Consider the following 24,684-nt stretch of genomic DNA (forward strand, 5'->3'; position numbering starts at 1 on the left):
GAGCACCACCGTGACCCACCTCCCCGAAACCGGCACCGGCGACCCCGGAGCCGAACCCATCGCGATCGTCGGACTGGACGTGCGCGTGCCCGGCGCGCGTGACGCGCGGCAGTTCTGGCGCAACCTCGTCGACGGCGTCGAGTCGATCGTGCCCGCCACCCGTGAGGAGATGATCGCCCGCGGCGCCGCACCGGACACGGTGGACGATCCGAGCTGGGTGAACGCCACCGCCGTGGTCGACGGCTTCGACGAGTTCGACGCGGAACTGTTCGGTATGACCAGCCGCGAGGCCGAGATCACCGACCCGCAGCATCGGCTGTTCCTCCAGTCGTGCCACGCCGCGCTGACCGACGCGGGCTACGACCCGGCCCGCTTCGACGGCGCGATCGGCGTCTACGGCGGGTCCGGGGGCACCGGTTACCTGACCGAGAACCTGATGCGCAACGAGCGGCTCCTCGCCTCGCAGCACGGCGGGATCGGCATCTCGACCGGCAACCAGCCGAGCTACCTGACGACCTCGGTGTCGTACAAGCTCAACCTGCGCGGCCCGAGCCTCGCGGTGTTCACCGCCTGTTCGACGTCGCTGGTCGCGGTGCACCTCGCTTGTGAGGCTCTGCGCAACGGCGAGTGCGACATGGCGCTGGCCGGCGGGGTCAACGTGGAGATGCCGCACGGCGTCGGCTACATGGGTGTCGATGGCTTCACCTCACCGGACGGCCACGTGCGCGCGTTCGACGCGGGCGCCAACGGCACGGTCTGGAGCAGCGGCGTCGGGGTCGTGCTGGTGAAGCGGCTGTCGCAGGCGATCGAGGACGGCGACCACATCCGGGGTGTCGTGCTGGGCAACGCGATCAACAACGACGGTGCCACCAAGGTCGGTTTCTCCGCGCCCAGCGTGTCCGGGCAGACCGAAGCGGTCGCGCAGGCCGTCGGCATGGCCGGGGTCGACCCGCGCACCATCGGCTACGTCGAGGCGCATGGCACCGGCACCGCGCTGGGCGACCCGATCGAGATCACCGCACTGTCCACTGTGTACGGAAACGGAGTCGAGGACACCGGCTGGTGCGCGATCGGCTCGGTGAAGTCCAATATCGGCCACCTGTCGCAGGCGGCGGGCGTGGTCTCGTTGATCAAGGCCGTGCTCGTGATGGAACACGGGCTGATCCCGCCGACCATCAACTACCACGAACCCAACCCCGGTATCGACTTCCCGGCGAGCCCGTTCTATCCGGCGCGCGAGGTGACGAAGTGGGAGGCGGACCGGGTGCCGCGGCGGGCGGGCGTCAGCTCGTTCGGCGTCGGCGGCACCAACGCGCACGTCGTGCTGGAGGAGGCGCCGAGCCCGCAACGGTCTCGCACGCCGCACCCGGCGCATCTGCTGCGCGTGTCGGCCAACACCGCGGAGGCGCTCTCGGCCGCGGTCGACCAGCTCGCCGAGCGGCTGGCCGGTGACGTCGACCTCGACCTCGCCGACGTGGCGTACACCCTGGCCGCCGGGCGCACCGAGTACCCGCACCGCGCGGTCGTCGTCGCCCGTGACCCGGAGGACGCGGTCGACGGGCTGCGCGATCCCCGGCGCCTCGTGTCCGCACAGGCCGGGGAGACGAACGTGGCGTTCCTCTTCCCCGGGCAGGGTTCCCAGTACGCCGGGATGGGCGCCGAGCTGTACGACGCGGAGCCGGTGTTCGCCGCGGCCGTCGACGAGTGCCTGCGGCTGCTCGAAGCCGAGCTGCCGGAGCTGCGCGACCTGATCTTCCGGCCCGGTGGCGAGCAGGCGCTGCGGGAAACCCGCGTGACCCAGCCCGCGCTGTTCGTCGTCGAGTACGCGCTGGCGAGGCTGTGGCTGAGCTGGGGCGTGCGGCCCGCGGCGATGATCGGGCACTCGGTCGGCGAGTACGTCGCCGCCACCGTCGCCGGGGTCTTCACCCTGCCGGACGCGCTGAACCTGGTCGCCACCCGCGGCCGCCTGATGCAGTCGATGCCCGCCGGGGCGATGCTGGCCGTCCAGCTCGACGAGGAGAGCGTCGCCTCGCGGCTGCCGGACACACTCGCGATCGCCGGGGTGAACGGGCCCGGCACGTGTGTCGTGGCCGGGCCGTCGGACGCGGTCGCGGAGTTCGCGGCGACGCTCAAGTCCAGCGGCGTGCAGTGCCGCGAACTGGTGACCTCGCACGCGTTCCACTCGCCGATGATGGATCCGATCCTCGCCGAGTTCACCGCGGCCGTCACCGCCGTCACCCGCACCGCGCCCACGCGGCCGTTCCTGTCGAACGTCACCGGCGACTGGATCACCGACGCCCAGGCCACCGACCCGGCCTACTGGGCCTCGCACCTGCGTCAGGCCGTCCGGTTCGGCGACTGCGTCAAGAACCTGTTCGCGCGCGGCGGCCGCTGGGCGCTCGTCGAATGCGGCCCGGGTCACCAGCTGTCCGGGCTGTCCCGCGGCCAGGTGCCGAAGGGCATGCCCGCGCCGCAGCCGAGCCTGCCGGGCCGGACCGAGCGCATCGGCGACGTCGAAACGCTCTACGGCGCGGCCGGTCTCTTGTGGACGAACGGGGTTTCCCTGGAACCGCGGACGTTCGGTGCTCCGGGCAACCGGGTCCCGCTGCCCGGCTACCCGTACGCGCGCAAGCGGTACTGGGTCGACCCGGACCCGGTGACGGCGACCGGACCCGTGCGGTCGACCGGTCCGCTGCCGCTCTCCGAGTGGTTCGCGGTCCCGGCGTGGCGGCAGGCGGAACCGGACCTGAGACGCGAGCCCTTCGCGAACGCGCTCGTCTTCACCACCGAAGATGTCCTGCCCGGCCTGCTTCGCGACGCGGGGGTGGCGGTCACCGAGGTACGCCTCGGTGACGGGTTCACCGTGACGGAGACCGGATTCACCGTCCGGCCCGGGGTCCGCGAGGACTACGACGCGCTCGTCGCCGCGCTGCCCGCCCGGCCCGAGCGGGTCGTCCACGCCTGGACGCTGGCCGGGGAAGAGCGCGGCATGGCCGCACAGGACCGCGGGTTCTTCAGCGTGCTCAATCTTGTCCAGGCCTGGGGCGAGCCGGTGCGGATCGACGTGCTGAGCACCGGCACCGCCGACGTCACCGGTACCGATCTGACCCGGCCCGAGCACGCGACCCTCGCCGGCATCGCCCGCGTGGTGCCGCTGGAAGCGCCGGGCACGGTGGTGCGCCGTATCGACACCGATCGTGTGCAGGACGCCATCGCCGAGCTGTTCCGTCCGGCGGACGCGGCGGCCGAGGTCGCGCTGCGGGCCGGCCGTCGCTGGGTGCTGGACTACACCCAGCTCGCCCTGCCCGAGGCCGCCGAACCGGTGCTGCGCGACGGCGGCCGGTACCTGATCACGGGCGGGACCGGCGGTATCGGCATCACCCTCGCCGAGGATCTCGCCCGCCGGGTGCGGGCGAAGCTCGTGCTGCTCACCCGCGCCGGGCTGCCGCCGCGGGCGGAGTGGGACGCGCACCTCGCCGCGCACGGCGGCACCGACCGCGCCGGGCGCGCGATGCTCGCCGTGCGGCGGATGGAGGCCGCGGGCGCGGTGGTGCACGTCGTCGCCGCCGACGTCACCGACGCGGCGCGGCTGCGCGAGGTCCGAGAGCTGGCCGAGCGCGAGTTCGGCGGCCTCGACGGGATCGTGCACGCCGCCGGGCTGCCCGGCGGCGGTGTCGCCGAGGTGAAGGAGCGGGCCGCGGCCGAGGCCGTGCTGGCCCCGAAGATCGCCGGGACACTGGCGCTGGCCGAGGCATTCGCCGACCTGCCGATGGACTTCGTCGCGCTGTGCTCGTCGATCACCGCGGCGGTGGGCGGCATCGGGCAGGTCGACTACTGCGCCGCCAACAACTTCCTCGACGCCTACGCACGGGGCGGTCACGGCTGGCAGGCGCGGCTGGTGTCGCACGCCTGGGGCGGCTGGGACGAGGTCGGCATGGCCGCGGAGGTGGCCGCGCCGACCACGATCCGCACTACCCGGTCGCGGGCGCTCGGCCCGGTCGAGCACCCCGTGCTCACCACGCGCACCGAGGACGGCGCGCACGGGCTCGTCTCGGCGGCCACGCACTGGCTGCTCGACGAGCACCGGATCGCCGGGGTGCCGGTGGTCCCGGGCACGGGACACCTGGAGACCGTCCGTGCGGCGGCGGCCGCGTCGCTGCCGAAGCCCGGTGACGGATACGTCGTCGAGCTGCGGGACGTCGCGTTCCTGGAGCCGTTCGGCGTCCCGGACGGCGCCACCGCGGAGTACCGCGTGGAGTTCGACGGTGGCGACTTCACCGTGACCAGCCACGTCGCCGGCGCGAGCCGGACCCATGTGCGCGGATCCGCCGGATGGGTCGCGGCCGAGCCGGTGTCCACTGTGGACATCGCGGTGGTGACCGGGCGGACCGAGCCGATCGACGACGGGCACGGCTTCGGCACCGGCCGCACCAGCATGGTCACCTTCGGCCCGCGCTGGGCGGCGTTGCGCGAACACCGCATCGGCGCGGAGGAGGAGCTGGCCACGATCACGGCTCCCGACGCGGCGGCGGGTGACGTCGGCGCCTGGGGCCTGCACCCGGCACTGCTGGACGTCGCGACCGCGTTCGGCCGCGGCCGGGGGAGCGGCACCTACCTGCCGATGAGCTACGGCCGGATCGTCGTGCACGACGCGCTCCCGGCGAGTTTCCGTAGTCATCTGCGGTACCGCGACTCCGGCGGCGCCCAGGTGGTGGCGGCCGACCTCTCACTGTGCGACGAGACCGGCCGCGTGCTCGTCACTATCGAGGATTTCGTGTTGCGCCAAGTCGATCAGGCCGCCGTCGGCGGTGGCCTGGCCTCGGCGTCCGCTGCGTCCACTGTGGATACTGCCGGGTCCTCGACCGGGATCCGGCCGGTCGACGGTGCCGAGGCGTTCGTCCGGGCGCTGGCCCCCGGCCTCGGCGGGCACGTGGTCATCACAACCTTGCCGGTGCGGGAGCTGATCGAGCGCCAGGTCAGTGCCGAGGAACTGGAGGAACCCGTCGAAGTGGCGGTGGCGGTGTCGGAGGACGACTACGTCGCCCCGCGCACCGAGCTGGAGGCCGAGATCGCCCGGCAGTGGACCGAGCTGCTCGGCGTGGAGAAGATCGGCGTGCACGACGACTTCTTCGCCCTCGGCGGCAACTCGCTGGTCGCGATCCAGCTCATCGCCCAGGTGCGCAAGGCCACCGGCACGCGGCTGGCGATGAAGACGCTGTTCGAAGCGTCCACAGTGGCCACTCTGGCCGAGCGGATCGAGGAACTGCGCGCCGGCAAGCCCGAGGCGCCCGCCGAAGAACCCGCCCGGACCACCATCCCCAAGCTCGAGCGCTGAGCCGTGCGGTGGGTCGTGAGTGGCGTTTCGGGTTCTAACCCGAAACGCCACTCACGACCACCTGGACCGACGCGGCACTCTCGCGTGACCTCTCACTGAACAGGAAATCATGAGCGACACGAAGGAATGGACGTTCCCGGCCTCGTTCGGGCAGGAGCGGATCTGGCTGTCCGGCCAGCTCGACCCGGCGTCCCCGGTGTACAACCTGCACTGCCAGGCCCGGCTCGACCGCCCGCTGACCGCGGAGCAGTGGCGCGCCGCGCTCGGTGTCATCGTCGGGCGGCACGAGGCGCTGCGCACGTCGTTCCGTATGGAGGGCGGCGCGCTCATGCAGGTGGTGCACGCCGAGGTGCCGATCGAGCCCGAGGTGCACGACCTGCGGGACCTGCCCGCCGACGCCCGCGAAGCCCGACTCGCCGAACTCGTCGGCGCCGTCACACGTGAGGCCGTCCCGCTCGACTCGCCGCCGCCGTGGCGGGCCCAGGTGTGCCGCATGGCCGACGACGAGTGGGTGCTCACGTTCGTCGTGCACCACACCGTGTTCGACGCCGGTTCGGTGCTGGTGCTGGGCAAGGAGCTGGGCGAGGCATGCGACGCCGTGTTCGAGGGCCGCGAGCCGAAGCTGCCCGAGCTGGCCATCCAGTACCCGGACTTCTCGGCCTGGCAGCGCGGGCAGCTCGAAACGTCCAGTGAGCAGCTGGACTACTGGCGCAAGCAGCTCACCGGGCTGCCGCCGGTGCACGGCCTGCCCACCGACCGGCCGCGGCCGTCGGAGCTGACGTTCGCCGGTGACCAGGTGCACTTCGCCCTCCCGGACGGCCTGATCGACCGGGTCGGCGAGCTGAGCCGGGAGCTGTCGGCGTCGCCGTTCATGGTGCTGCTGGCCGGTTACGCGGCGCTCCTGTCACGACTGTCCAGAGTGGACGACATCGTCGTCGGCGTCCCGGTCGCCGGCCGCGACCTGCCGGAGCTGGCCGACCTGATCGGCATGTTCGTCAACCAGATGGCCGTGCGCGTCGACTGCTCGGGCGCGCCCACGTTCACCGAGCTGGTCGGCCGGGTCCGGACCACACTGCTGGAGGCGATCGACCACAGTCAGGTGCCGTTCCAGGCGGTCGCCGAGGCGGTCGGGGCCGAACGCGATCCCGGCGTGCAGGCGCTGTACCAGCTCGGCTTCAACTTCCTGCCCGACTCGGGGCTGGAGCCGATCCGGTCCGCCACCGCGAAGGACGACATCGCGATCGACCTGACCTCGGTGGACGGCAGGCTCGTCTACCGCACCGACCTGTTCGACCGCGAGACCGCCGAAGCCATCGCCGAACGGTACGTGCGGCTGCTCGCCGCGGCGCTGGCCGATCCGGCCGGGTCGGTCGCGGATCTGCCGCTGCTGTCGGACGCCGAACGCGAACAGGTCCTGAACGGGTGGAACCCGACGGAACTGTCCACTCCGGACACCAAGACGGTGCACGCCCGTTTCGAGGAACAGGCAGCACGGACCCCGGACGCGCCCGCCGTCGACTTCGGCGGGGTCCGCCTGACGTACGCCGAGCTGAACACGCGGGCCAACCGCGTCGCGCACCGGCTGCGTGAGCTGGGCGCCGGTCCCGGCACCGTCGTCGGCGTCTGCGTGCCGAACTCGGCGGACCTGCTGACCGGCGTGCTGGGGGTGCTGAAGAGCGGCGCGGCCTACGTCCCGCTCGACCCGGCCAACCCGGCTCCCCGGCAGGCGCTGATCCTCGCCGACGCGGGTGTCCCGTTCGTGCTGGTCACCGGTGAGTCCACAGTGGACACCAAGACGCTGGCGCTGGACGATCCGGCCGAGTGGTCCGCCGCGGCCACCGAAGACCCGGAACCGGCGGCCGGGCCGGGCGACGTCGCTTATGTGATCTACACGTCGGGCTCGACCGGGCGGCCCAAGGGCGTCGAGGTCGAGCACCGGGCCGTCGACACGTACCTGGCGTGGGCGCGGGAGGCGTACCCCGGCCTGGCCGGACGGGCGCTGCTGCACACGTCGGCGTCGTTCGACCTCACCGTGACGACGCTGCTCGGCACCCTCACCGCCGGGGGCGCGGTCGTCGACGGCGGCCGTCCGACGTTCGTCAAGGCGACCCCGACGCACCTAGCCATCCTCGCCGAGGAGCTGTTCCCGACGGGTGAGCTGGTGCTCGGTGGTGAAGCGCTGACCGCCGAGGCCGTCCAGCCGTGGCGGGACCGGCACCCCGGCACGCTCGTCGTCAACGAATACGGTCCGACCGAGGCCACGGTCGGCTGCGTCGTGCACCGGATCGAACCCGGGGACGCGCTGCCGTCCGGACCCGTATCGATCGGCCGTCCGGTACCCGGAACCCGCGCGTACGTCCTGGACGAGCGAGGGCAGCCGGTGCCGCCTGGCGTCCCGGGCGAGCTGTACGTCGCCGGGCGCCAGCTCGCCCGCGGCTACCTCGGCCTGCCGGACCTGACCGCGGAGAGGTTCGTCGAGGGCCCGTCCGGCCGGATGTACGCGACCGGAGACCTCGTCCGCTGGCGTCGCGACGGCTCGCTCGACTACCTCGGCCGCGCCGACGAGCAGGTGAAGCTGCGCGGCTACCGGATCGAGCCCGGCGAGGTCGAAGCGGCGCTGCGCGAACTGCCGGTGGTGCGGGACGCGGCCGTGGCGGTCCGCGGCGACGCGCTCGTCGGCTACCTCGTCGGCAGCACCGACGGCGCGGCCGAAGCACTGCGGAAGACGTTGCCGGAGTATCTGGTGCCGACCCGGTTCGTGGCGCTCGACGCGCTGCCGATGGCGGCCAGCGGCAAACTCGACCGGGCCGCGCTGCCGGATCCCGAACCCGATGAGGCTCCGGCGTACGTCGCACCCCGGACCGCGGCCGAAGAACTCGTCGCCGAGGTGCTCGGGGAGCTGCTCGGCATCGACGACCTCGGCGCGCACGACGATTTCTTCGCCCGTGGCGGCAATTCGCTGCTGGCGATCCGCGCGATGGCCCGGCTCCGCAAGCAGATCGAGGTCGACATCCCGGTGCGGGGGCTGTTCACCCTCACCACCGTCGCCGGGCTCGCCGCGGAGATCGAGCGGCGGCTCGAGGAAGACCTCGACCAGCTCAGCGACGAAGAGGTCCAGCGCCAGCTGGCCGAAGGCGAGAACTCATGACCGCGATCGACGAAACCAGCGCGGCCGCGCGCCGCGCCCTGCTCGAACGGCGATTGCGACGGCGCGCGGAACCGGCCGCGACCATCACCCCGCGTCCTGCCGATGCCGTCGTCCCGCTGTCGTATCAGCAGGAACGCGTCTGGTTCATGGAGCAGTTCGCGCCGGGCACCGGGTCGTACCACATCCCGGTGCCGATCCGGCTGACCGGCAGGCTCGACGTCGCCGCACTCCAGTCCGCTTTGGACACTTTGCCCGCGCGGCACGAGGCGCTCCGCATGCGGTTCCCGGAGGGGGACGACGGACAGCCGACCGTCCACATCGAACCCTCGGTTACCGTCAATCTGTCCATAGTGGACGCGGGAAGTGAGGAAGCGGCCCGCGCCGCCGTCGACGCCGCCGCGGCCGAGACGTTCGACCTGGCCACGGGACCGCTGCTGCGGGCGACGCTGGCCCGGGTGTCCGACGAGGAACACCTGCTGGTCCTGTGCACGCACCACATCGTGGGCGACGGCTGGTCGGTCGACCTGCTGCTGCGCGACCTCGCCGCGCAGTACCACGCCCTGAGCACCGGCGGCACGGCCGAGCTGCCCACGCTGAGCATCGGGTACGGCGACTTCGCGCACTGGCAGCGCCGCACGCTCACCGGCGGCGAACTCGACCGGCAGCTGGAGCACTGGAAGGCGCAGCTCGCCGGGGTCGAGCCCCTGGAGCTGCCCACCGACCGGCCCCGGCCCGCCAAGCAGAGCTTCGACGGCGCGATCCACGAGTTCTTCGTCGAGCGCGAACTCGCCCGCGCCCTCGGCGAGCTGAGCCGCGAACACGGGGTCACGCTGTTCATGACCCTGCTGGCCGCCTACCAGGTGCTGCTTTCGCGGTACTCGGGCCAAGAGGATTTCGCGATCGGCTCGTCGTCGGCCGGGCGCGGTCTGCCCGAGCTGGAGGGCGTGGCGGGCATGTTCATCAACATGCTGCCCCTGCGCGCCCAGCTGGAGGGGGATCCGACGTTCGCCGAGCTGCTGGAACGCACCCGGCGGCACGTGCTGGACGCGTTCGAGCACGCCGACGTCCCGTTCGAGCGGCTGGTGAACGCCCTCGGCGTGCCCCGCGACGTCAGCCGCTCGCCGGTGTTCCAGGCGATGTTCGTGCTGCAGAACTACGAGATGGGCCGGATGGGCGAGGCGGGCGAGTCCGAAGTGGACTTCCGCTGGCTGCCGATGGATTTGCCCGCGACCCGGTTCGACTTCGAGTTCCACGCGATCGAGCTCGAACGCGGGCTGATCGGCAAGCTCGTGTACAACACCGCACTGTTTCGCGCGGACACGGTCGACGGGATGGCCGGGCGGCTGGTCACGCTGCTGCGGTCGATCGTCGCCGACCCGAGCCGACGACTGTCCGAAGTGGACATCCTCGACGCCGCGCAGCGCGAACTCGTCCTGGAGCGGTGGAACGACACGACCACCGAGTTCCCGCAGACCACGCTGCACGCGCTCGTCGAGGAGCAGGCCGCCCGGACGCCGGACGCGCCCGCGGTGACCTTCCGCGGCGCGTCGCTGACCTACCGCGAGCTGGACGAGCGGGCCAACCGGCTCGCGCACCGGCTGCGTGGCCTCGGCGTCGGGCCGGGCGTGCTCACCGGGGTGTTCGCGGAGCGGTCGTTCGAGCTGGTGGTCGCGCTCCTCGGCGTGCTGAAAGCCGGTGGCGCGTACGTGCCGCTCGACCCGGAGTATCCGGCCGACCGGCTGGCGTTCATGCTGCGGGACGCGGCCGCGCCCGTGGTGCTGACGCAGGCGGCGTTGCGCGAAACGCTGCCGCCGGGCGACGCGACCGTGGTCGTACTGGACGACCCTGCCGAGACCACGGGGCAACCGGGCACCCCGCCCGAAGCTCTCGCCGGACCGGAAGACCCGGCGTACGTCATCTACACCTCCGGCTCCACCGGTCAGCCGAAGGGCGTGCCCAACGGTCACCGCGGCATCGTCAACCGGCTCGACTGGATGCAGCGCGCGTACCGCCTCGACGGCACCGATTCGGTCCTGCAGAAGACCCCGGCCGGCTTCGACGTATCGGTCTGGGAGTTCTTCTGGCCGCTGATCACCGGCGCACGGCTCGTGCTCGCCGAACCCGGCGGCCACAAGGACGCCGCGTACCTGCGTGAGCTGCTCGCCTCGGAAAGCATCACCACCGCGCACTTCGTGCCGTCGATGCTCACGCTCTTCCTGGCCGAACAAGGCGTCGAGAGCTGCACGGCGCTGCGGCGGGTGGTCTGCAGCGGCGAGGAACTGCCGCTCGACGCCGCCCGCGAGTTCACGCGGCGACTGCCTGGCTGCGAGCTGCACAACCTCTACGGCCCGACCGAAGCCGCCATCGACGTCACCTCCTGGCACTGCACGCCCGCCGCGCTCGCGGAGGTCGCGTCGGTGCCGATCGGGGCGCCGATCCAGAACATCCGGATCTACGTGCTCGACCGGGCCGGGCGGCCGTGCCCGGTCGGCGTGCCCGGTGAGCTGCACATCGCCGGCGTCGGCCTGGCCCTGGGGTACCACAAGCGCCCGGAGCTGACGGCCGAGCGGTTCGTGGACGATCCGTTCCACAGTGGACGGATGTACCGCACCGGCGATCTCGCGCACTGGCGCCCGGACGGGACGATCGCGTTCCTCGGCCGGATCGACCACCAGGTCAAGCTGCGCGGCCTCCGCATCGAGCTGGGGGAGATCGAGACGACCCTGCGCGCCCAGCCGGACGTGCGCGACGCGGCCGTGATCGTCCGCGAGGACACGCCGGGGGACAAGCGGCTGGTCGGATACGTCGTCGGCGACGCAGAGCCCGGCACACTGCGGACGGCGCTCAAGCAGAGCCTTCCGGACTACATGGTCCCGCCGTCGTTCGTCGCCCTCGACGAACTGCCGCTCACCCCGAACGGCAAACTCGACCGCAAGGCCTTGCCCGCGCCGGTCGCGTCCCGGGACGCGACCAAGGAACTGGTCGCGCCGTCGACCCCGGTCGAGACCCTGCTCGCCGAAATCTGGCGCGACGTGCTCAAGGTGGACGAGCTGGGCGTCGACGACGACTTCTTCGACCTCGGCGGCCATTCGATGCTGGCCACCCAGGTGGTGGCGCGGATCGGCAAGGCGGGCGCGGGCCAGGTCGGCGTCATGGACCTGTTCCAGCACCGCACGATCCGCGAACTCGCGTCCTTCATGGACGGTGACGACGCCGACCGGCCGCGGCATCTGCTGTACGAACTGACCAAACCGGCGAAGCAGCGGACGCTGACCTACGTCTGCTTCCCCTACGGCGGCGGCAGCGCGATCGTCTACCAGCCCTTGGCCGACGCGCTCCCGGAGGGCCACTCGCTCTACTCGGTCGCCATCCCCGGCCACGACGTCGGGCTGTCCGAGGAGGCCCTGCCCTTCGACGACCTGGTCGAGCGGCTGACCGAGGAGATCCTCGACCGCATCGACGGACCGCTGGCGATCTACGGTCACTGCGGTGTCGGCAACGCGCTCGCCGTCGCCGTCGCCCGGCTGCTCGAAGAGCGCGGCCGCGAGCTGGAGGTCGTCTACATCGGCGCGATCTTCCCGTTCGCCCGGATGAAGGGTGCGGTGGGCACGCTGCGCACGCGGCTGGAGAAGCTGCGCAGCAACCGGTACTACTCGAACTGGCTCAAGGGCATGGGCGTCGACACCGACGACCTCGACCCGGCGCAGGCCGACCGGATCATCACGAACATGCGGGCCGACAGCCGCGCCGCCGAGGAGTACTTCAGCGGCCTGCTCGACGCCCGCGTGGCCAAACTGCGCGCGCCGATCGTGTCGGTGGTCGGCTCCGAGGACCCGGTCACCGACTACTACGCCGAGCGATACCGGGAATGGGAGTTCCTCACCGACACCACCGCGCTCGTGGTGCTCGACCAGGCCGGGCACTTCTTCCTGCGTTACCGGGCCGAAGAACTCGCGGAGATCGTCACGCGGGTGCATCCGGCGCTGGACGATCCCGGCGAACTCGACGTCCGGGTCCGCGGTGAAGACGCCGCCTGGGCGGTGCACGAGACGCATCGGGCGGTCGTGGACGACAAACCCAAGGTCCAGCCGAGTATGGGCCGGTTCGTCACGATCACGATCGGGCAGCTGGTCTCCTCGACCGGCTCGGCGCTGACGTCGTTCGCGGTGCCGATCTGGCTCTACACCCGCACGGGCTCGGTGGCCGACCTCGGCCTGCTATGGGCGCTCGCGCTGTTGTTCGGCGTGCTGGTCCTGCCGGTGGCGGGCGCACTGGTCGACCGCGGCGACCGGCGGCGGATCATGATCGCGGCCAGCAGTGTCGCGGGCGGGATCCAGCTGATATTGGCGTTGCTGCTGCTCACCGGGCAAGTCCAGCTGTGGTTGTTCTACGTGCTGATCCCGCTCGGGTCGGTGGCCTCATCGTTCCAGCGCATCGCTTACCAGTCGTCGGTGGCGCAGCTGGTGCCGAAGCAGTACCTCGGGCACGCGATGGGCCTCGCACAGCTGTCCAACGGGTTCGCCCAGCTGCTGATGCCGGTCCTCGCGGCCGGGCTGCTGGCGGCGATCGAGCTGTCCGGCATCCTGATCCTGGACATGGCGAGCTACGTGTTCGCGATCGTGGGCCTGCTGCTGGTGCGCTTCCCGGACATGATGGGCTGGCGCCCGCGCGAACCGCTGCTGACGGCGATCGCGGGCGGGCTGCGGTACTCGTGGAACCACCGCGGTTTCCGCACGATGCTGCTGTACTTCGCGCTGGCGAACGTCTTCCTCGCCCCCGCTCTGGTGCTCCTCTCGCCGCTCGTGCTGTCGTTCGGTTCGGTCACCGACGTCGCGCAGGTGGCGCTCGCCGAGGCGCTCGGCGCGGTGGCGGGTGGCATCGGGATGGCGCTGTGGGGCGGACCGCGGCAGCGGCGGATGGTCGGCGTGCTCGCCGGCAACGTCGGGATCGCGCTCGGCAGCCTGGTGATGGGCCTGCGGCCGTCGCTGATCGTCGTCGCGGCCGGGGTGTTCCTCCTGGCCGCCGCGATGGCCGTGTCGCAGGGCATCTACGCGACGCTGGTGCAGGTCAAGGTGCCGCAGCGGTTCCACGGCCGGGTGTTCGCGATCAACCAGACGATCACGTGGTCGACGCTGCCGATCGGGTTCGCCGTGCTGGCACCGCTGGCCGTCGGCTGGTTCTCGCCACTGCTGGCGCCGGGTGGCGCGCTGACCGGGTCGGTCGGCGCCGTGCTGGGCACCGGCGAGACGCGGGGGATCGGGCTCGCCTACGTCGTCTTCGCGCTGATCCTGTTGCTGATCAACGTGGGCGGGTTCTCGCTGCGGCGGCTGCGCCGGTTCGACACCGAGGTACCCGATTCGCTGCCCGACGATCTGGTGGGGGCACAGGAACGGGAGCGCAAGCTCGCCGGGAAGGAAGCCGCATGAGTACGGCAGTGCTGGTCAGGGAGGCCCGCGGGCACTGGGTCGGCGAGGTCGCGCCGTCGATGCGGGCGGCCGGGCACCGCGTCGTGCTGCTCGCCCCGCCGATGGACGAGGCCGAGCGTGCCGCGCTGGACGGCGTGGTGGACGACATCGTCGCGCTCGACGACGTCCACGACCCGGAAGCCGTCGCGGCGAAGGTCCGGGAGATCGACGGCGGTGCGCCGGCCGGGATCTTCACCGGCTCGGACGGCGCCATCGCGAGCACCGCCCACGCCGCGGAACTGCTCGGGGTGGCGCGCTGCCCGGCGTCGGTGTTCGCCCTGTGCGCCAACAAGTTCGCCGTCCGGGAAGCCCTCGCCGCGGCCGGGCTGCCCGGGCCCGCGTACGCGCTGATCTCGTCGGCCGCCGAGGCGGCGTCGGTCGCCGCGGCGGTCGGGTTCCCGGCGATCGTCAAACCGGTCAACGGGGCGGGCAGCAACCTCGTCCGCACCGTGTCCACTGTGGATGAGCTGGCGGCCGCGTACGAACTACTGGCCGCGCGGCTGCCCGAATCCGCGGATCCGCGCTACCACCGTCCCTTGGGGACACTCGACCCGTCGGCGACGTTTCTCGTCGAAGGGTTCCTGAGCGGCCCGGAGTACGCGGTGGACGTGCTGATCCGCGACGGGGTGGCCGAACCGGTCGAGATCCTCGACAAGCCGCTGATCGACGAGCGGAAGTTCGAGCTGGCGCTCTCGTGCCCGCCCGCCGGGCTCACCACCGACCGGGCCGGACTGGTCACCGCGGCGGCCGTCGCCGCCGTCCGCGCGCTGGGGCTCGACAACACCTGCGCCCACGTCGAGCTGATCGACGACGTCGACCGCGGCCCGACGATCGTCGAGGTCAACGCGGGCAGGCCCGCCGGATCGATCATGCCGCTGCTGGCGAAGCTGCGTACCGGCATCGACGTGTTCGCCGAGCTGGCCGCGCTCGCGGTGGGCGCTCCGCCGCCGGCGCGGGAACCGGCGAAACTGCCGATCCCGCTGGGCATGCTGATCCTCTACGCGGCCGGTTCGGGCCGGTTGACCAGGATCGGCGGGCTCGACGAGATCGCCGACCTGCCCGAGGTGATCGACGTCGTCACCACCGTCTCGCCGGGGCAGGTGCTCACCGACGAACAGGAGACCTACGCGGTCAACCTGGTCGTGGCCGGGTTCGCCGATCACGACGACCTCGCCGCCCTGCACGCGGAGGCGAGCAAGCTCGTCCGGCTCGAACTGGAGGAAGTGTGAACACCGCGTTCGTGGTCTGCGAGACCGCAGGACAGTGGATCGCCGACATCGTGGCCGCCGTGCGCGCGACCGGCCTGCGGGCCGAGCTGGTCACCGAGCCCCTCGAACCGGCCGAGCTCGCGCAGTTGGCGGACGTGGTGGACGGCTTCATCGTCGTCAGCGATGTCCGTGACGCGGAATCCGTGGCCGAGGCGATCCGGGCGCGGACGCCGCTTCCGGCCGGGGTGGTGACCGCCGCCGAGGGGATCGTCGCGAGCGTCGCCCGTGCGGCCGAGCTGCTCGGCGTCGCACGCTGCCCGGCGTCGGTGTTCACCGTGGCGCACAACAAGTTCGCGGTCCGGCAGACGCTGGCCGAGGCCGGACTGCCCGGTCCGCGCTGCGCGCTGATCTCGGCCGAGTCCGAGGCGGCGTCGGTGGCCGAGGCGGTCGGGCTCCCGGCGATCGTCAAACCGGTGAACGGCGCGGCGAGCAACCTCGTGCGCACAGTGTCCACAGTGGACGAACTGGCGGCGGCGTACCGGCTGCTGGCCGAGCGGTTGCCGCTTTCGGAGGACGCCCGGTACCACCGGCTCGTCGGGGCGATCGACCCGCTGAAGGTGTTCCTCGTGGAAGGTCTGCTGCGTGGCCCGGAGTACGCGGTCGACGTCCTGGTGCGTGACGGCGTCGCGGAACCGGTCGCCGTGGTGGAGAAACCGCTGATCGACGAGCGCAAGTTCGAGCTGGGCATGGTCTGCCCGCCGCTGGAACTGTCCGAAAAGGACACCGAACGGCTGTTCGCCGCCGCGACGGCCGCCGCGCTCGCGCTGGGCCTGGACAACACCTGCGCTCATCTGGAGCTGATCGACGACGCCGAACTCGGCCCGACGATCGTCGAGGTGAACGCGGGTCGTCCGGCCGGCGGTGCCCAGCCGGTGCTGCTGAAGCTCGCGACCGGCATCGACGTCATCGCCGAGGCCGTGTCACTGGCACTGGGCACGCCACCGCCCGCGCGAGGAAAGGGCCTGCCGGTGCCGGTGGGTTACCTCATCTTCTACGCCGAGGGCACCGGGCGGCTGATCCGTGTCGAGGGCACCGACGAGGTCGCCGACCTGCCCGAGGTGCTGGAGGTGGTCACGATCGTGCGCCCCGGCCAGCTGCTCACCGACGACCAGGAGATCTACGCGGTGAACGTGCTCGCCGCGGGATTCGCCGACACCGAAGACCTCGCCGCGCTGCACGCCGAGGCCGCCAAGCTGATCCGATTCGAACTGGAGGAGTCATGACCGCCGAACTCACGGCGAACCTCGGGCACATCGAGGGCAACGAACACACGAAGCTCACCGTGTACGCGGCCACGGGCCTGGACTGGGTGCGCGCGCACCGCGACACGCTGCAGGACCGGCTGCGCGAGCACGGCGCGATCCTGCTGCGCGGGATGCCCGCCGACCTGACGGTGTTCAACCAGGTCACCGAGGAGATCGGCGGCTCGCTGCTGACCTACACGGAACGGTCGACGCCGCGTTCGGCGGTCTCGGGCAACATCTACACCTCGACGGAGTACCCGCCGGCGGAGTCGATCCCGATGCACAACGAGAGCTCGTACTCGGCGCACTGGCCGGACCGCCTCTTCTTCCTGTGCGACATCGCGGCCGAAACCGGTGGCGCGACGCCGATCGCGGACAGCCGAGCGATGTACCGGCTGCTGCCGGAAGACCTGCGCGAGCGGTTCGCGGGCGGCGTCACCTACACGCGGGCGTTCCGCGAAGGCCTCGGGCTGAGCTGGCAGGAGGCGTTCCAGACCGAAGACCGGCAGGCGGTGGAGGACTACTGCACCGCCAACGGCCAGACGTACGAATGGACCGACGAAGGCCTGCGCACGCGGCACGTGCGCCCGTCGTTCGTCACGGAACCGCACACCTGCGGCACGGTGTGGTTCAACCAAGCCAACCTGTTCCACGTTTCGAGCCTGGGGGAGGAGGTCAGCGAGGCGCTGCTGGAGCTGTATCCCGTGGAAGACCTGCCCCGCAACGCCTTCTTCGCCGACGGCTCGGCGATCCCGCAGGCGGACCTGGACACGATCAAGGCGGCGTACGACGAGGTCAGCTACGCGTTCCCGTGGCAGCCGGGTGACATCATGGTGATCAACAACATGCTGATGGCGCATGGGCGGGAGCCGTTCACGGGTAAGCGGCGGACGCTGGTCGCGATGACCTGACGCTGAGGCGGGCGCGCCCGATGTCGCGGGCGCTTCACGCGGGGTCGTGAGTGGTAATGATCGTTCTAACCGCCTTTATCACTCACGACCCCCATGCAAAACCGCACATACGGGCATGAATAGGACGGCCTGCCGGCTGGCTCTGTCGCCGTGGGATCGCCCGCCCGATCGACTCCAGTCTTGACTTGACCAACAGCGACGTCACGTGTTGCGAAAGCCACTTTCGCAACCTTCAACGTCGCGAAAGTGGCTCTCGCAACACGTCAGGCCACACGGTACGTCCGAGAGGTGGTGAAGGCCTCCTTCCCTACCTTCAGCGTAGGCAAGGAGACCTTCACCACCTGCGCGGATAAGTTCCCTTCAACGTCGCGAAAGAGGCTTTCGCAACACGCCCTTTCCCTGCCCCGCAACAAGCCTCACTCCCGGCGAGCAGGCATCGTGACGACGAATCCCGTGCTGCGCCCCAGATCGTCCAGCAGCCAGCCCATCCGTTTGGCCGTCCGCAGGATCAGCGCCGAGTCGACGATCGACAGCGGCGCCAGGTCCTGCTCCAGATGCTCCTGCATCCGCATCGATTCCTCGATCGAGCGCATCCACGTGGTCACCAGCAGATTCGCCGGGCCGGGCAGGCTCGCGATCTGGCGGATGGCCGGGTTCGCCCGCAGCCGGTCCACGCAGGTCGGCACGTGCGCGACGGGCACCTGGCACCACCAGTTGACGACGATCGGCGACGGGGTGAGCCCCTGCGCGATCTCGCACCGGAACGTCAGCGCGTCGGCGGCGATCAGCTGGCCGAGCTGGCGCCGGACGGTCGACACCGGGCGGCCGGTGAGCCGGGCGAGGTCCGCGGCGGTGCGGCGGCCGTCCTCGCCCAGCGCGGCGGTCAGCGCGGCATAAGGCTCCTGCCACGGCCGCATCGCCGTCTGCTGCCGCCCGCCCGCGCCGCCGGACGGCGGTAGCTGGGACAACGCCTGCACGCGCCCCCGGTCCAGCGCGCCCACCCGCCACGAGCTGCCTTCGACGTGCAACCGCGACACCAGATGCGAACGGATGTTCAGCACACCGGGGAGCCCGGGGATCGCGTCCAGCAGCAGTGTTGACAGGTCGTGCATGCCGAGGCCGAACACCGTCAGCACCAGGCTGTACTCGCGCGAAGCCTCCTCGATGCTGACCACCGACGGCCAGGTGGACAGCTCGCGGATCAGTGCCCGCACCTGACCGCTCGCACAGCGGATCTCGACGTATGCGGCCTGGATCCGGGACCGTCCTGGCACGCGCGGATAAGCCGTCACCCAGGCGCCGCCTCCGTCGCGCAGCCGCTCCCACCGCCGGGTGAGCGTCACCGGCGACGAGCCGAGGGCTTCGCCCAGCTGCGCCCAGGAAGCCCGAGGCCGCAGTTGCAGAGCGTGAATGAGCGAAAAGTCCTCCTCATCCAGCGAATCGAGCATCATTTGCGCTTCCAGGGGCTGATCGTTGAGCGATTCCGACAATTCTAGCCCGATATCGGACGCCGATTCGCACACTCGACGACCAAGACGCCGACGTCCGACGAAGAGGAGATCGACCGGTGGACCTTCACGACGACGCTCGAAGCCTGCAGGACGAGCTGGTCCGGTTGCGGCGCGACCTGCACCGCGAGCCTGAGATCGGTCTCGACCTGCCCCGCACCCAGGAGCGGGTCCTGCGTGAACTCGACGGGCTCGGTCTGGAGGTCTCCACCGGGACGGACACGACCTCGGTGACCGCGGTGCTGCGCGGCGAGGGCACGGCCCGGGATTCGGCCCGGCCGCGGACGGTCCTGCTGCGTGCGGACATGGACGCGCTTCCGGTGGCCGAAGCGACCGGCCTGGACTTCGCCGCCACGAACGGCGCGATGCACGCCTGCGGCCACGATCTGCACACCACGTCGCTGGTCGGCGCGGCCCGGCTGCTGCATACCCATCGCGATCGCCTCAACGGCGACGTCGTCCTGATGTTCCAGCCCGGCGAGGAAGGCTGGGACGGCGCAGGCGTGATGCTCCGGGAAGGCGTGCTCGACGCCGCGGGCAGGCGCGCCGACGCGGCCTACGGGCTGCACGTCTTCTCATCGATGCTGCCCAGCGGGCAGTTCGCCAGTCGTCCCGGCACGCTGATGTCGGCGTCGTACCGGCTGCTCGTCACCGTGCACGGCGAAGGCGGCCACGGGTCGATGCCGCACCGCGCCAAGGACCCGATCTCCGCGACCGCGGCGATGATCACCGCGTTGCAGACGATGGTCACCCGGCGCCTGGACATCTTCGACCCGGCGGTGATCACGGTCGGTGTCATCCGCGGCGGCACCAAGCGCAACGTCATCCCCGCCACCGCCGAATTCGAGGCCACCGTCCGCTGTTTCTCGGACGCCACCGGCGCACTGCTCGACCCGGCGATCCGCGAGACGATCGACGGCGTCGCGCGAGCGCACGGCGTCAACGCCGACGTCGTGTTCGAAAGCGAGTACCCGGTCACCGTCACCGACGTCGACGAGACCGCGTTCGGCGCCGAGGTCGTCCGCGAAACGATCGGCGAGCAGTACTACACCGAACTGCCCAATCCGGTGGCCGGTTCCGAGGACTTCTCCCGGGTGCTGGCCGAGGTGCCGGGCACGTTCCTCGGCCTCGGCGCGCTGATGCCCGGGCTCGAGCCGGACACCGCGCCCAACAACCACAGCCCGTACGCCGACTTCGATCCGTCCGTGCTGTCCAGGGCCGCCACCGTCTACGCCGAACTCGCCGTCCGCCGTCTCGACCGTTTCGCCGAAGGAGCCACCCGATGAGCGTGACCGCGGGCAAGGACCGCCGCCGCACCCTGTTCGGGCTCGGCGCGGGCAACGCGATGGAATGGTTCGACTGGAACATCTACGCGACGTTCGCGTCGTTCTTCGCCGCCCAGTTCTTCAACGCGCAGGACGAGGTTTCGGCGCTGCTGAGCACCTTGGCGGTCTTCGCGGTCGGCTTCGCCGCCCGGCCACTCGGAGGCTTGGTCTTCGGCTGGATCGCCGACCGCAAAGGCCGTCAGCTGTCGATGACCCTGACGGTCGCGATCGCCGCCGGCGGCAGCCTCGTCATCGGCTTTTCCCCCACGTACGGCCAGATCGGCGTGTGGGCGTCGGTGATCCTCGTGGTGGCCCGGCTGGCCCAGGGCCTCGCGCACGGCGGTGAGCTGCCTTCGGCACAGACCTACATCGCCGAGGTCGCCCCGCCCGCCCGGAGGGGGCTGTGGTCGAGCCTGATCTACTTCTCCGGCACGTGCGGCGTGCTCGCCGGGACACTGCTGGGCGCGGTGCTCTCCGGTGCGCTGAGCCACGAGCAAATGCTTTCCTACGGCTGGCGGATCCCGTTCGTGCTCGGTGGCGTCTTCGGGATCTACTCGCTCTACATGCGGTTGCGCATGCGGGAGACCGGGGTGTTCCTCGCCGAGGCGGCCAAGGACGACGCCGCCGGGAAGAAGGCCGAGAAGGGCCGCATCTGGCAGACGATCAAGCAGAACCCGAAGCTGCTCGTGCAGGTCGTCGGGCTCACCGTCGGAGCGACGGTCATCTACTACATGTGGGCCGTCGCCGCACCGTCGTACGCGATCACCGTGCGCGGCGTCGATCCGACCGGTGCGCTGTGGGCGGGCGTGTTCGCGAACGTGGTCTTCCTGATCGCCTTGCCGTTGTGGGGCAGGCTGTCCGACCGCATCGGCAGGAAACCGGTCCTGTTCATCGCGATCGTGGGGCTGCTCGTGCTGAGCTTCCCGCTGAACGCGATGGTCGGCGATCAGGCGTGGCAGTTGTTCCTGGCGATGTCGATCGCCCTGGTCTTCATGGCCGGGTTCTCCTCCATCGGCCCCGCGGTCTACGCGGAGATCTTCCCGACCCGTATCCGCACCATCGGCGTCGGCGTGCCGTACTCGATCGCGGTCGCGTCCTTCGGCGGTACGGCGCCGTATCTGCAGACGCTCCTCGCGAAGAACGGCCACCCGTCGCTGTTCGTCGTCTACGGCATGGTGCTCATGGTCATCAGCGCCTTGGTCGTCTTCACCCTCCCGGAAACCCGGGGCGTCGACCTGCGCGAGAAGGCGGACACGGAGGTCGAGTCCAAGGCTGTCGCCTGAGCCCGGCCCCAGTACATGAAGGCCCCCTTCCTTGCGCCAGGCGCAAGGAAGGGGGCCTTCATGTACTGGTAGTACTCTGTATTACTGGGTACCGGGCAGTCGAAGGGGCACCATGGACGGTTTGACCGAGATGCTGAAGGGCACGCTCGAGGGTTGCGTGCTGGAGATCGTCGGCGGCGAGGAGACCTACGGGTATGCCATCACGCGTCGTTTGAACGAACTCGGCTTCGCGGAGGTGGTCGAGGGGACGGTGTACGCCATCCTGCTGCGGCTGGAGAAGAACGGTCTGGTCCAGGTGACGAAACGGCCGTCCGAGCAGGGGCCGCCGCGCAAGTTCTACGCGCTCAACGACGCGGGTCGCGCGGAGCTCGCGAGGTTCTGGGCGAAGTGGGAGTACGTCACGTCGCGGATCGACAAGCTCAAGGAGGGCGGGAAGTGAACTTCTGGGAGACCATCACCGGCAGTGACCTCACCAGGGAATGGAAGGCGTTCGAAGCGCGGGCGCAGGCGTTGCCCGCCGACCACCGGGCGGCGTGGGAGCGGATCACAGGGCATCTTTCGCTCTACTCGGACTTCACCGGCCGGAACCTGATGCCGATTCTGGACGGCGCTTTGGGGCTGCTGGAGGAGACGGCCGCGGACGGGCAGAGCGTGCACGACGTGCTGGGCGACGACATCGAGGGCTTCTGCGCGGCGCTGGCCGGGGAGGAACGTGGCCGCGGCTATCGCGACCGCTGGCGCAGGCAGCTCAACAGGAACGTCGCCAGGAAACTGAAGCAGCTGGGAGGCTGACGTGGGCATCCAGGACATCATCGAGGGCAAGAAGCAGTGGCGTGCGCACGTGGCGCGGGTCAAGGCGCTCCCGCCGGACTATCAGATCGTCTACAAGGAGATGCAGAAGTACCTGTTCAAGGTGGGGCCGGTCGATCTGGCCGACGGTCCGCTGCTCTCCGGGATCGTGGATTTCTTCGAGGAGGGTGCCGCGTCCGGCAAGGGGGTGCTGGAACTCATCGGTGACGACGTCGCCGCGTTCTGTGACGACCTGATCAAGGACACGCCCACCTATGCGGACGCCTACCAGGAGTCCATCGGCGGCAGGCCCGGCACGGCTGGGCGACATTGATGTTTTCTTTACGCCCGGATCGGCGATTTTTGACGCCGGGTCGTTAGTCTCCGCGCACAGGAGATCCGGGGGAGGACAGGGGTATGACCGAGGTGCCGGAATTCGCCGTTCCGGAGCGGGTGGACAGCCCGGTGCGGCAGGCGGCGCCGACGGGGAAGGCCGGCCGGTGGCTGATGGAGCACCGGGTTCAGCCGGTGGGGCCGGAAAGTCACGAGGAGCACGCGACACCGCAGTCGTGGTGGAAGGTCATGTGCCTGACCGGCGTGGACTATTTCTCCACGTTGTCGTATCTGCCCGGGATCGCGGCGCTGGCCGCGGGCGCGCTGTCACCGCTGGCGACGTTGCTGATCGTCGCGCTCACGTTGCTGGGCATGTTGCCGATGTACCGGCGCGTGGCGAAGGAAAGCCCGCACGGCCAGGGGTCGGTCGCGATGCTGGAGAACCTGCTGCCGTTCTGGCGCGGCAAGATCTTCGTGCTGGTACTGCTGGGTTTCGTCGCGACGTCGTGGATCATCACCATCACGCTGTCCTCGGCGGACGCCACGGTGCACGCGCTGGAGAACCCCATCACCCCGTCGTTCCTGCACGGGCACGAGGTGCTGATCACGGTGATCCTGCTGCTGATCCTGGGCGGGGTGTTCCTGCTCGGGTTCAGTGAGGCGGTCGGGGTCGCGATCCCGCTGGTCGCGATCTTCCTGGTGCTCAACGCCGTCGTCGTGGTCGCCGGCATCGGCGAGGTGATCAGCGACGCCGGCGCGTTCGACCGCTGGCTGGACGCGCTCACCTCCGGCGGCGGCGGGTTCGGTGGTGTGGTCGGCCCGGCGATCCTGGCCTTCCCGTTGCTGGTGCTCGGCTTGTCCGGTTTCGAAACCGGCGTGAGCATGATGCCGCTGGTGGCGGCCAAGGGGGAGAACGCCGAGCAGAAGCTGGCGAGCCGTATCCGCAACACCCGCAAGCTGCTCACCGCCGCCGCGCTGATCATGTCGGTGTACCTGATCGCGACCAGTTTCGTCACCACGGTCCTGATCCCGGCCGAGAAGTTCAAACCGGGTGGCGAGGCGAACGGCCGGGCGCTGGCGTATCTCGCGCACGAGCTGCTGGGCGAATGGGTCGGCACCGCCTACGACATCAGCAGCATCCTGATCCTGTGGTTCGCCGGCGCGTCGGCGATGGCCGGGCTCATCAACATCGTCCCGCGCTACCTGCCCGCGTACGGGATGGCGCCGGACTGGGCCCGCGCGGTCCGTCCCGTGGTGCTGGTCTACACCGCGATCTGCATCCTGGTGACGGTGATCTTCAACGCGGACGTCAACGCCCAGGCCGGGGCGTACGCCACCGGGATCCTCGCGATGATGGTGTCGGCGTCGGTCGCCGTGGCCATCTCCGCGGCGAAGAAACGGCAGCGCAAGGCCGCGATCGCGTTCGCCGTGCTGACGCTGATCCTGATCTACGCGCTGGTGGAGAACGTCATCGAGAAGCCCGACGGCCTCACGATCTCCGCGTTCTTCATCCTCGGGATCATCGTGGTGTCGCTGGTCTCGCGGGTCACCCGCACCACGGAACTGCGGGTGGAGCACATCGAGTTCGACGAGCCCGCCCGACGGTTCGTCACCGATTCCATCGCCCACGACGGCGCGCTGACCATCATCGCGAACCGCCGCCAGGCCGGGGACGCCGACGAGTACCGGGCGAAGGAGGCCGAGCAGCGTGGCCTGAACCCGGTGCCGGGTGCCGCCGACGTCCTGTTCCTCGAAATCGACGTCATCGACCCGTCCGGGTTCAGTGACGTGCTGAAGGTCCGCGGTGTCGAGATCGAAGGATTCCGGGTCCTGCGGGTGGAAAGCCCGGCCGCGCCGAACGCGATCGCCGCCGTCCTGCTCGCGCTGCGCGACGCCACCGGCGTGCGGCCGCAGTGTCATTTCGAATGGAGCGAAGGCAATCCGCTCGGGCACCTGTTCCGCTACCTGATCCTCGGCCGCGGCGACACCGCGCCGGTGGTCCGCGAGATCATCCGCACCAGCGAACGCGATCCGGCACTGCGGCCGGGCATCCACGTCGGCTGACGACCCGCGTC

Annotated in this window: 13 protein-coding genes; 12 read left to right on the plus strand and 1 reads right to left on the minus strand. The window is 70.6% G+C overall.

From position 1 onward, the window contains the following. Positions 1–10 precede the first annotated feature (10 nt). The 6 genes from AORI_RS57290 (at position 11) to AORI_RS57315 (ending at position 17,371) form a co-directional block, all read left to right on the plus strand. Positions 11–5,335 carry a type I polyketide synthase gene (locus tag AORI_RS57290; RefSeq protein WP_043848779.1) on the plus strand — a complete coding sequence of 1,775 codons (5,325 nt, stop codon included), beginning with the start codon at positions 11–13 and terminating at the stop codon, positions 5,333–5,335. Between the two features lie 109 nt (positions 5,336–5,444). Next, complete coding sequence (locus AORI_RS57295; RefSeq protein WP_016333616.1) at positions 5,445–8,483, plus strand: non-ribosomal peptide synthetase; 3,039 nt, start codon at positions 5,445–5,447, stop codon at positions 8,481–8,483. After that, positions 8,480–13,909: a non-ribosomal peptide synthetase/MFS transporter gene (locus AORI_RS57300; protein WP_016333617.1), complete on the plus strand. Its 5,430-nt coding sequence runs from the start codon at positions 8,480–8,482 to the stop codon at positions 13,907–13,909. The genes AORI_RS57295 and AORI_RS57300 overlap by 4 nt, the downstream gene beginning before the upstream one ends. Beyond that, positions 13,906–15,177: an ATP-grasp domain-containing protein gene (locus tag AORI_RS57305; RefSeq protein ID WP_016333618.1), complete on the plus strand. Its 1,272-nt coding sequence runs from the start codon at positions 13,906–13,908 to the stop codon at positions 15,175–15,177. The genes AORI_RS57300 and AORI_RS57305 overlap by 4 nt, the downstream gene beginning before the upstream one ends. Beyond that, on the plus strand, positions 15,174–16,439 hold the full coding sequence (locus tag AORI_RS57310) for an ATP-grasp domain-containing protein (protein WP_016333619.1): 1,266 nt from the start codon (positions 15,174–15,176) through the stop codon (positions 16,437–16,439). Before AORI_RS57305 ends, AORI_RS57310 begins: the two co-directional genes overlap by 4 nt. Beyond that, positions 16,436–17,371, plus strand: a complete 936-nt coding sequence (locus tag AORI_RS57315) for a TauD/TfdA family dioxygenase (protein WP_016333620.1) — start codon at positions 16,436–16,438, stop codon at positions 17,369–17,371. The genes AORI_RS57310 and AORI_RS57315 overlap by 4 nt, the downstream gene beginning before the upstream one ends. Positions 17,372–17,787: 416 nt before the next feature. Here the strand turns inward: AORI_RS57315 and AORI_RS57320 are convergent, their stop codons facing one another. Beyond that, the gene (locus tag AORI_RS57320) at positions 17,788–18,822 is read right to left on the minus strand and encodes an AsnC family transcriptional regulator (protein ID WP_228688362.1); all 1,035 of its coding nucleotides are present in this window, start codon (positions 18,820–18,822) and stop codon (positions 17,788–17,790) included. A gap of 116 nt (positions 18,823–18,938) precedes the next feature. On the opposite strand from AORI_RS57320, the gene AORI_RS57325 reads away from it, so the two are divergent. The 6 genes from AORI_RS57325 to AORI_RS57350 all read left to right on the plus strand — a co-directional run bounded on the left by AORI_RS57325 (position 18,939) and on the right by AORI_RS57350 (position 24,673). Next, the gene (locus AORI_RS57325) at positions 18,939–20,165 is read left to right on the plus strand and encodes a M20 metallopeptidase family protein (RefSeq protein ID WP_016333622.1); all 1,227 of its coding nucleotides are present in this window, start codon (positions 18,939–18,941) and stop codon (positions 20,163–20,165) included. Beyond that, on the plus strand, positions 20,162–21,487 hold the full coding sequence (locus AORI_RS57330; RefSeq protein WP_016333623.1) for an MFS transporter: 1,326 nt from the start codon (positions 20,162–20,164) through the stop codon (positions 21,485–21,487). The genes AORI_RS57325 and AORI_RS57330 overlap by 4 nt, the downstream gene beginning before the upstream one ends. A gap of 112 nt (positions 21,488–21,599) precedes the next feature. Then, entirely contained in the window at positions 21,600–21,926 is a 327-nt protein-coding gene (locus tag AORI_RS57335) for a PadR family transcriptional regulator (protein WP_016333624.1), read from the plus strand. Next, positions 21,923–22,279 carry a DUF1048 domain-containing protein gene (locus tag AORI_RS57340; protein ID WP_016333625.1) on the plus strand — a complete coding sequence of 119 codons (357 nt, stop codon included), beginning with the start codon at positions 21,923–21,925 and terminating at the stop codon, positions 22,277–22,279. Before AORI_RS57335 ends, AORI_RS57340 begins: the two co-directional genes overlap by 4 nt. A 1-nt stretch (position 22,280) precedes the next feature. Then, entirely contained in the window at positions 22,281–22,610 is a 330-nt protein-coding gene (locus AORI_RS57345) for a DUF1048 domain-containing protein (protein ID WP_016333626.1), read from the plus strand. 83 nt (positions 22,611–22,693) lie between these two features. Continuing rightward, positions 22,694–24,673, plus strand: a complete 1,980-nt coding sequence (locus tag AORI_RS57350) for a hypothetical protein (RefSeq protein ID WP_016333627.1) — start codon at positions 22,694–22,696, stop codon at positions 24,671–24,673. Positions 24,674–24,684: the final 11 nt, after the last annotated feature.

It is taken from the genome of Amycolatopsis keratiniphila, assembly GCF_000400635.2.
Lineage (GTDB): Bacteria > Actinomycetota > Actinomycetes > Mycobacteriales > Pseudonocardiaceae > Amycolatopsis > Amycolatopsis keratiniphila.

Bases quoted from the DNA above. Each gene is read 5' to 3' on its own strand.
- AORI_RS57320 (WP_228688362.1), bottom strand. From the start codon at position 18,822: ATGATGCTCGATTCGCTGGATGAGGAGGACTTTTCGCTCATTCACGCT.
- AORI_RS57335 (WP_016333624.1), top strand. From the start codon at position 21,600: ATGGACGGTTTGACCGAGATGCTGAAGGGCACGCTCGAGGGTTGCGTG.
- AORI_RS57330 (WP_016333623.1), top strand. From the start codon at position 20,162: ATGAGCGTGACCGCGGGCAAGGACCGCCGCCGCACCCTGTTCGGGCTC.
- AORI_RS57305 (WP_016333618.1), top strand. From the start codon at position 13,906: ATGAGTACGGCAGTGCTGGTCAGGGAGGCCCGCGGGCACTGGGTCGGC.
- AORI_RS57300 (WP_016333617.1), top strand. From the start codon at position 8,480: ATGACCGCGATCGACGAAACCAGCGCGGCCGCGCGCCGCGCCCTGCTC.
- AORI_RS57350 (WP_016333627.1), top strand. From the start codon at position 22,694: ATGACCGAGGTGCCGGAATTCGCCGTTCCGGAGCGGGTGGACAGCCCG.
- AORI_RS57315 (WP_016333620.1), top strand. From the start codon at position 16,436: ATGACCGCCGAACTCACGGCGAACCTCGGGCACATCGAGGGCAACGAA.
- AORI_RS57295 (WP_016333616.1), top strand. From the start codon at position 5,445: ATGAGCGACACGAAGGAATGGACGTTCCCGGCCTCGTTCGGGCAGGAG.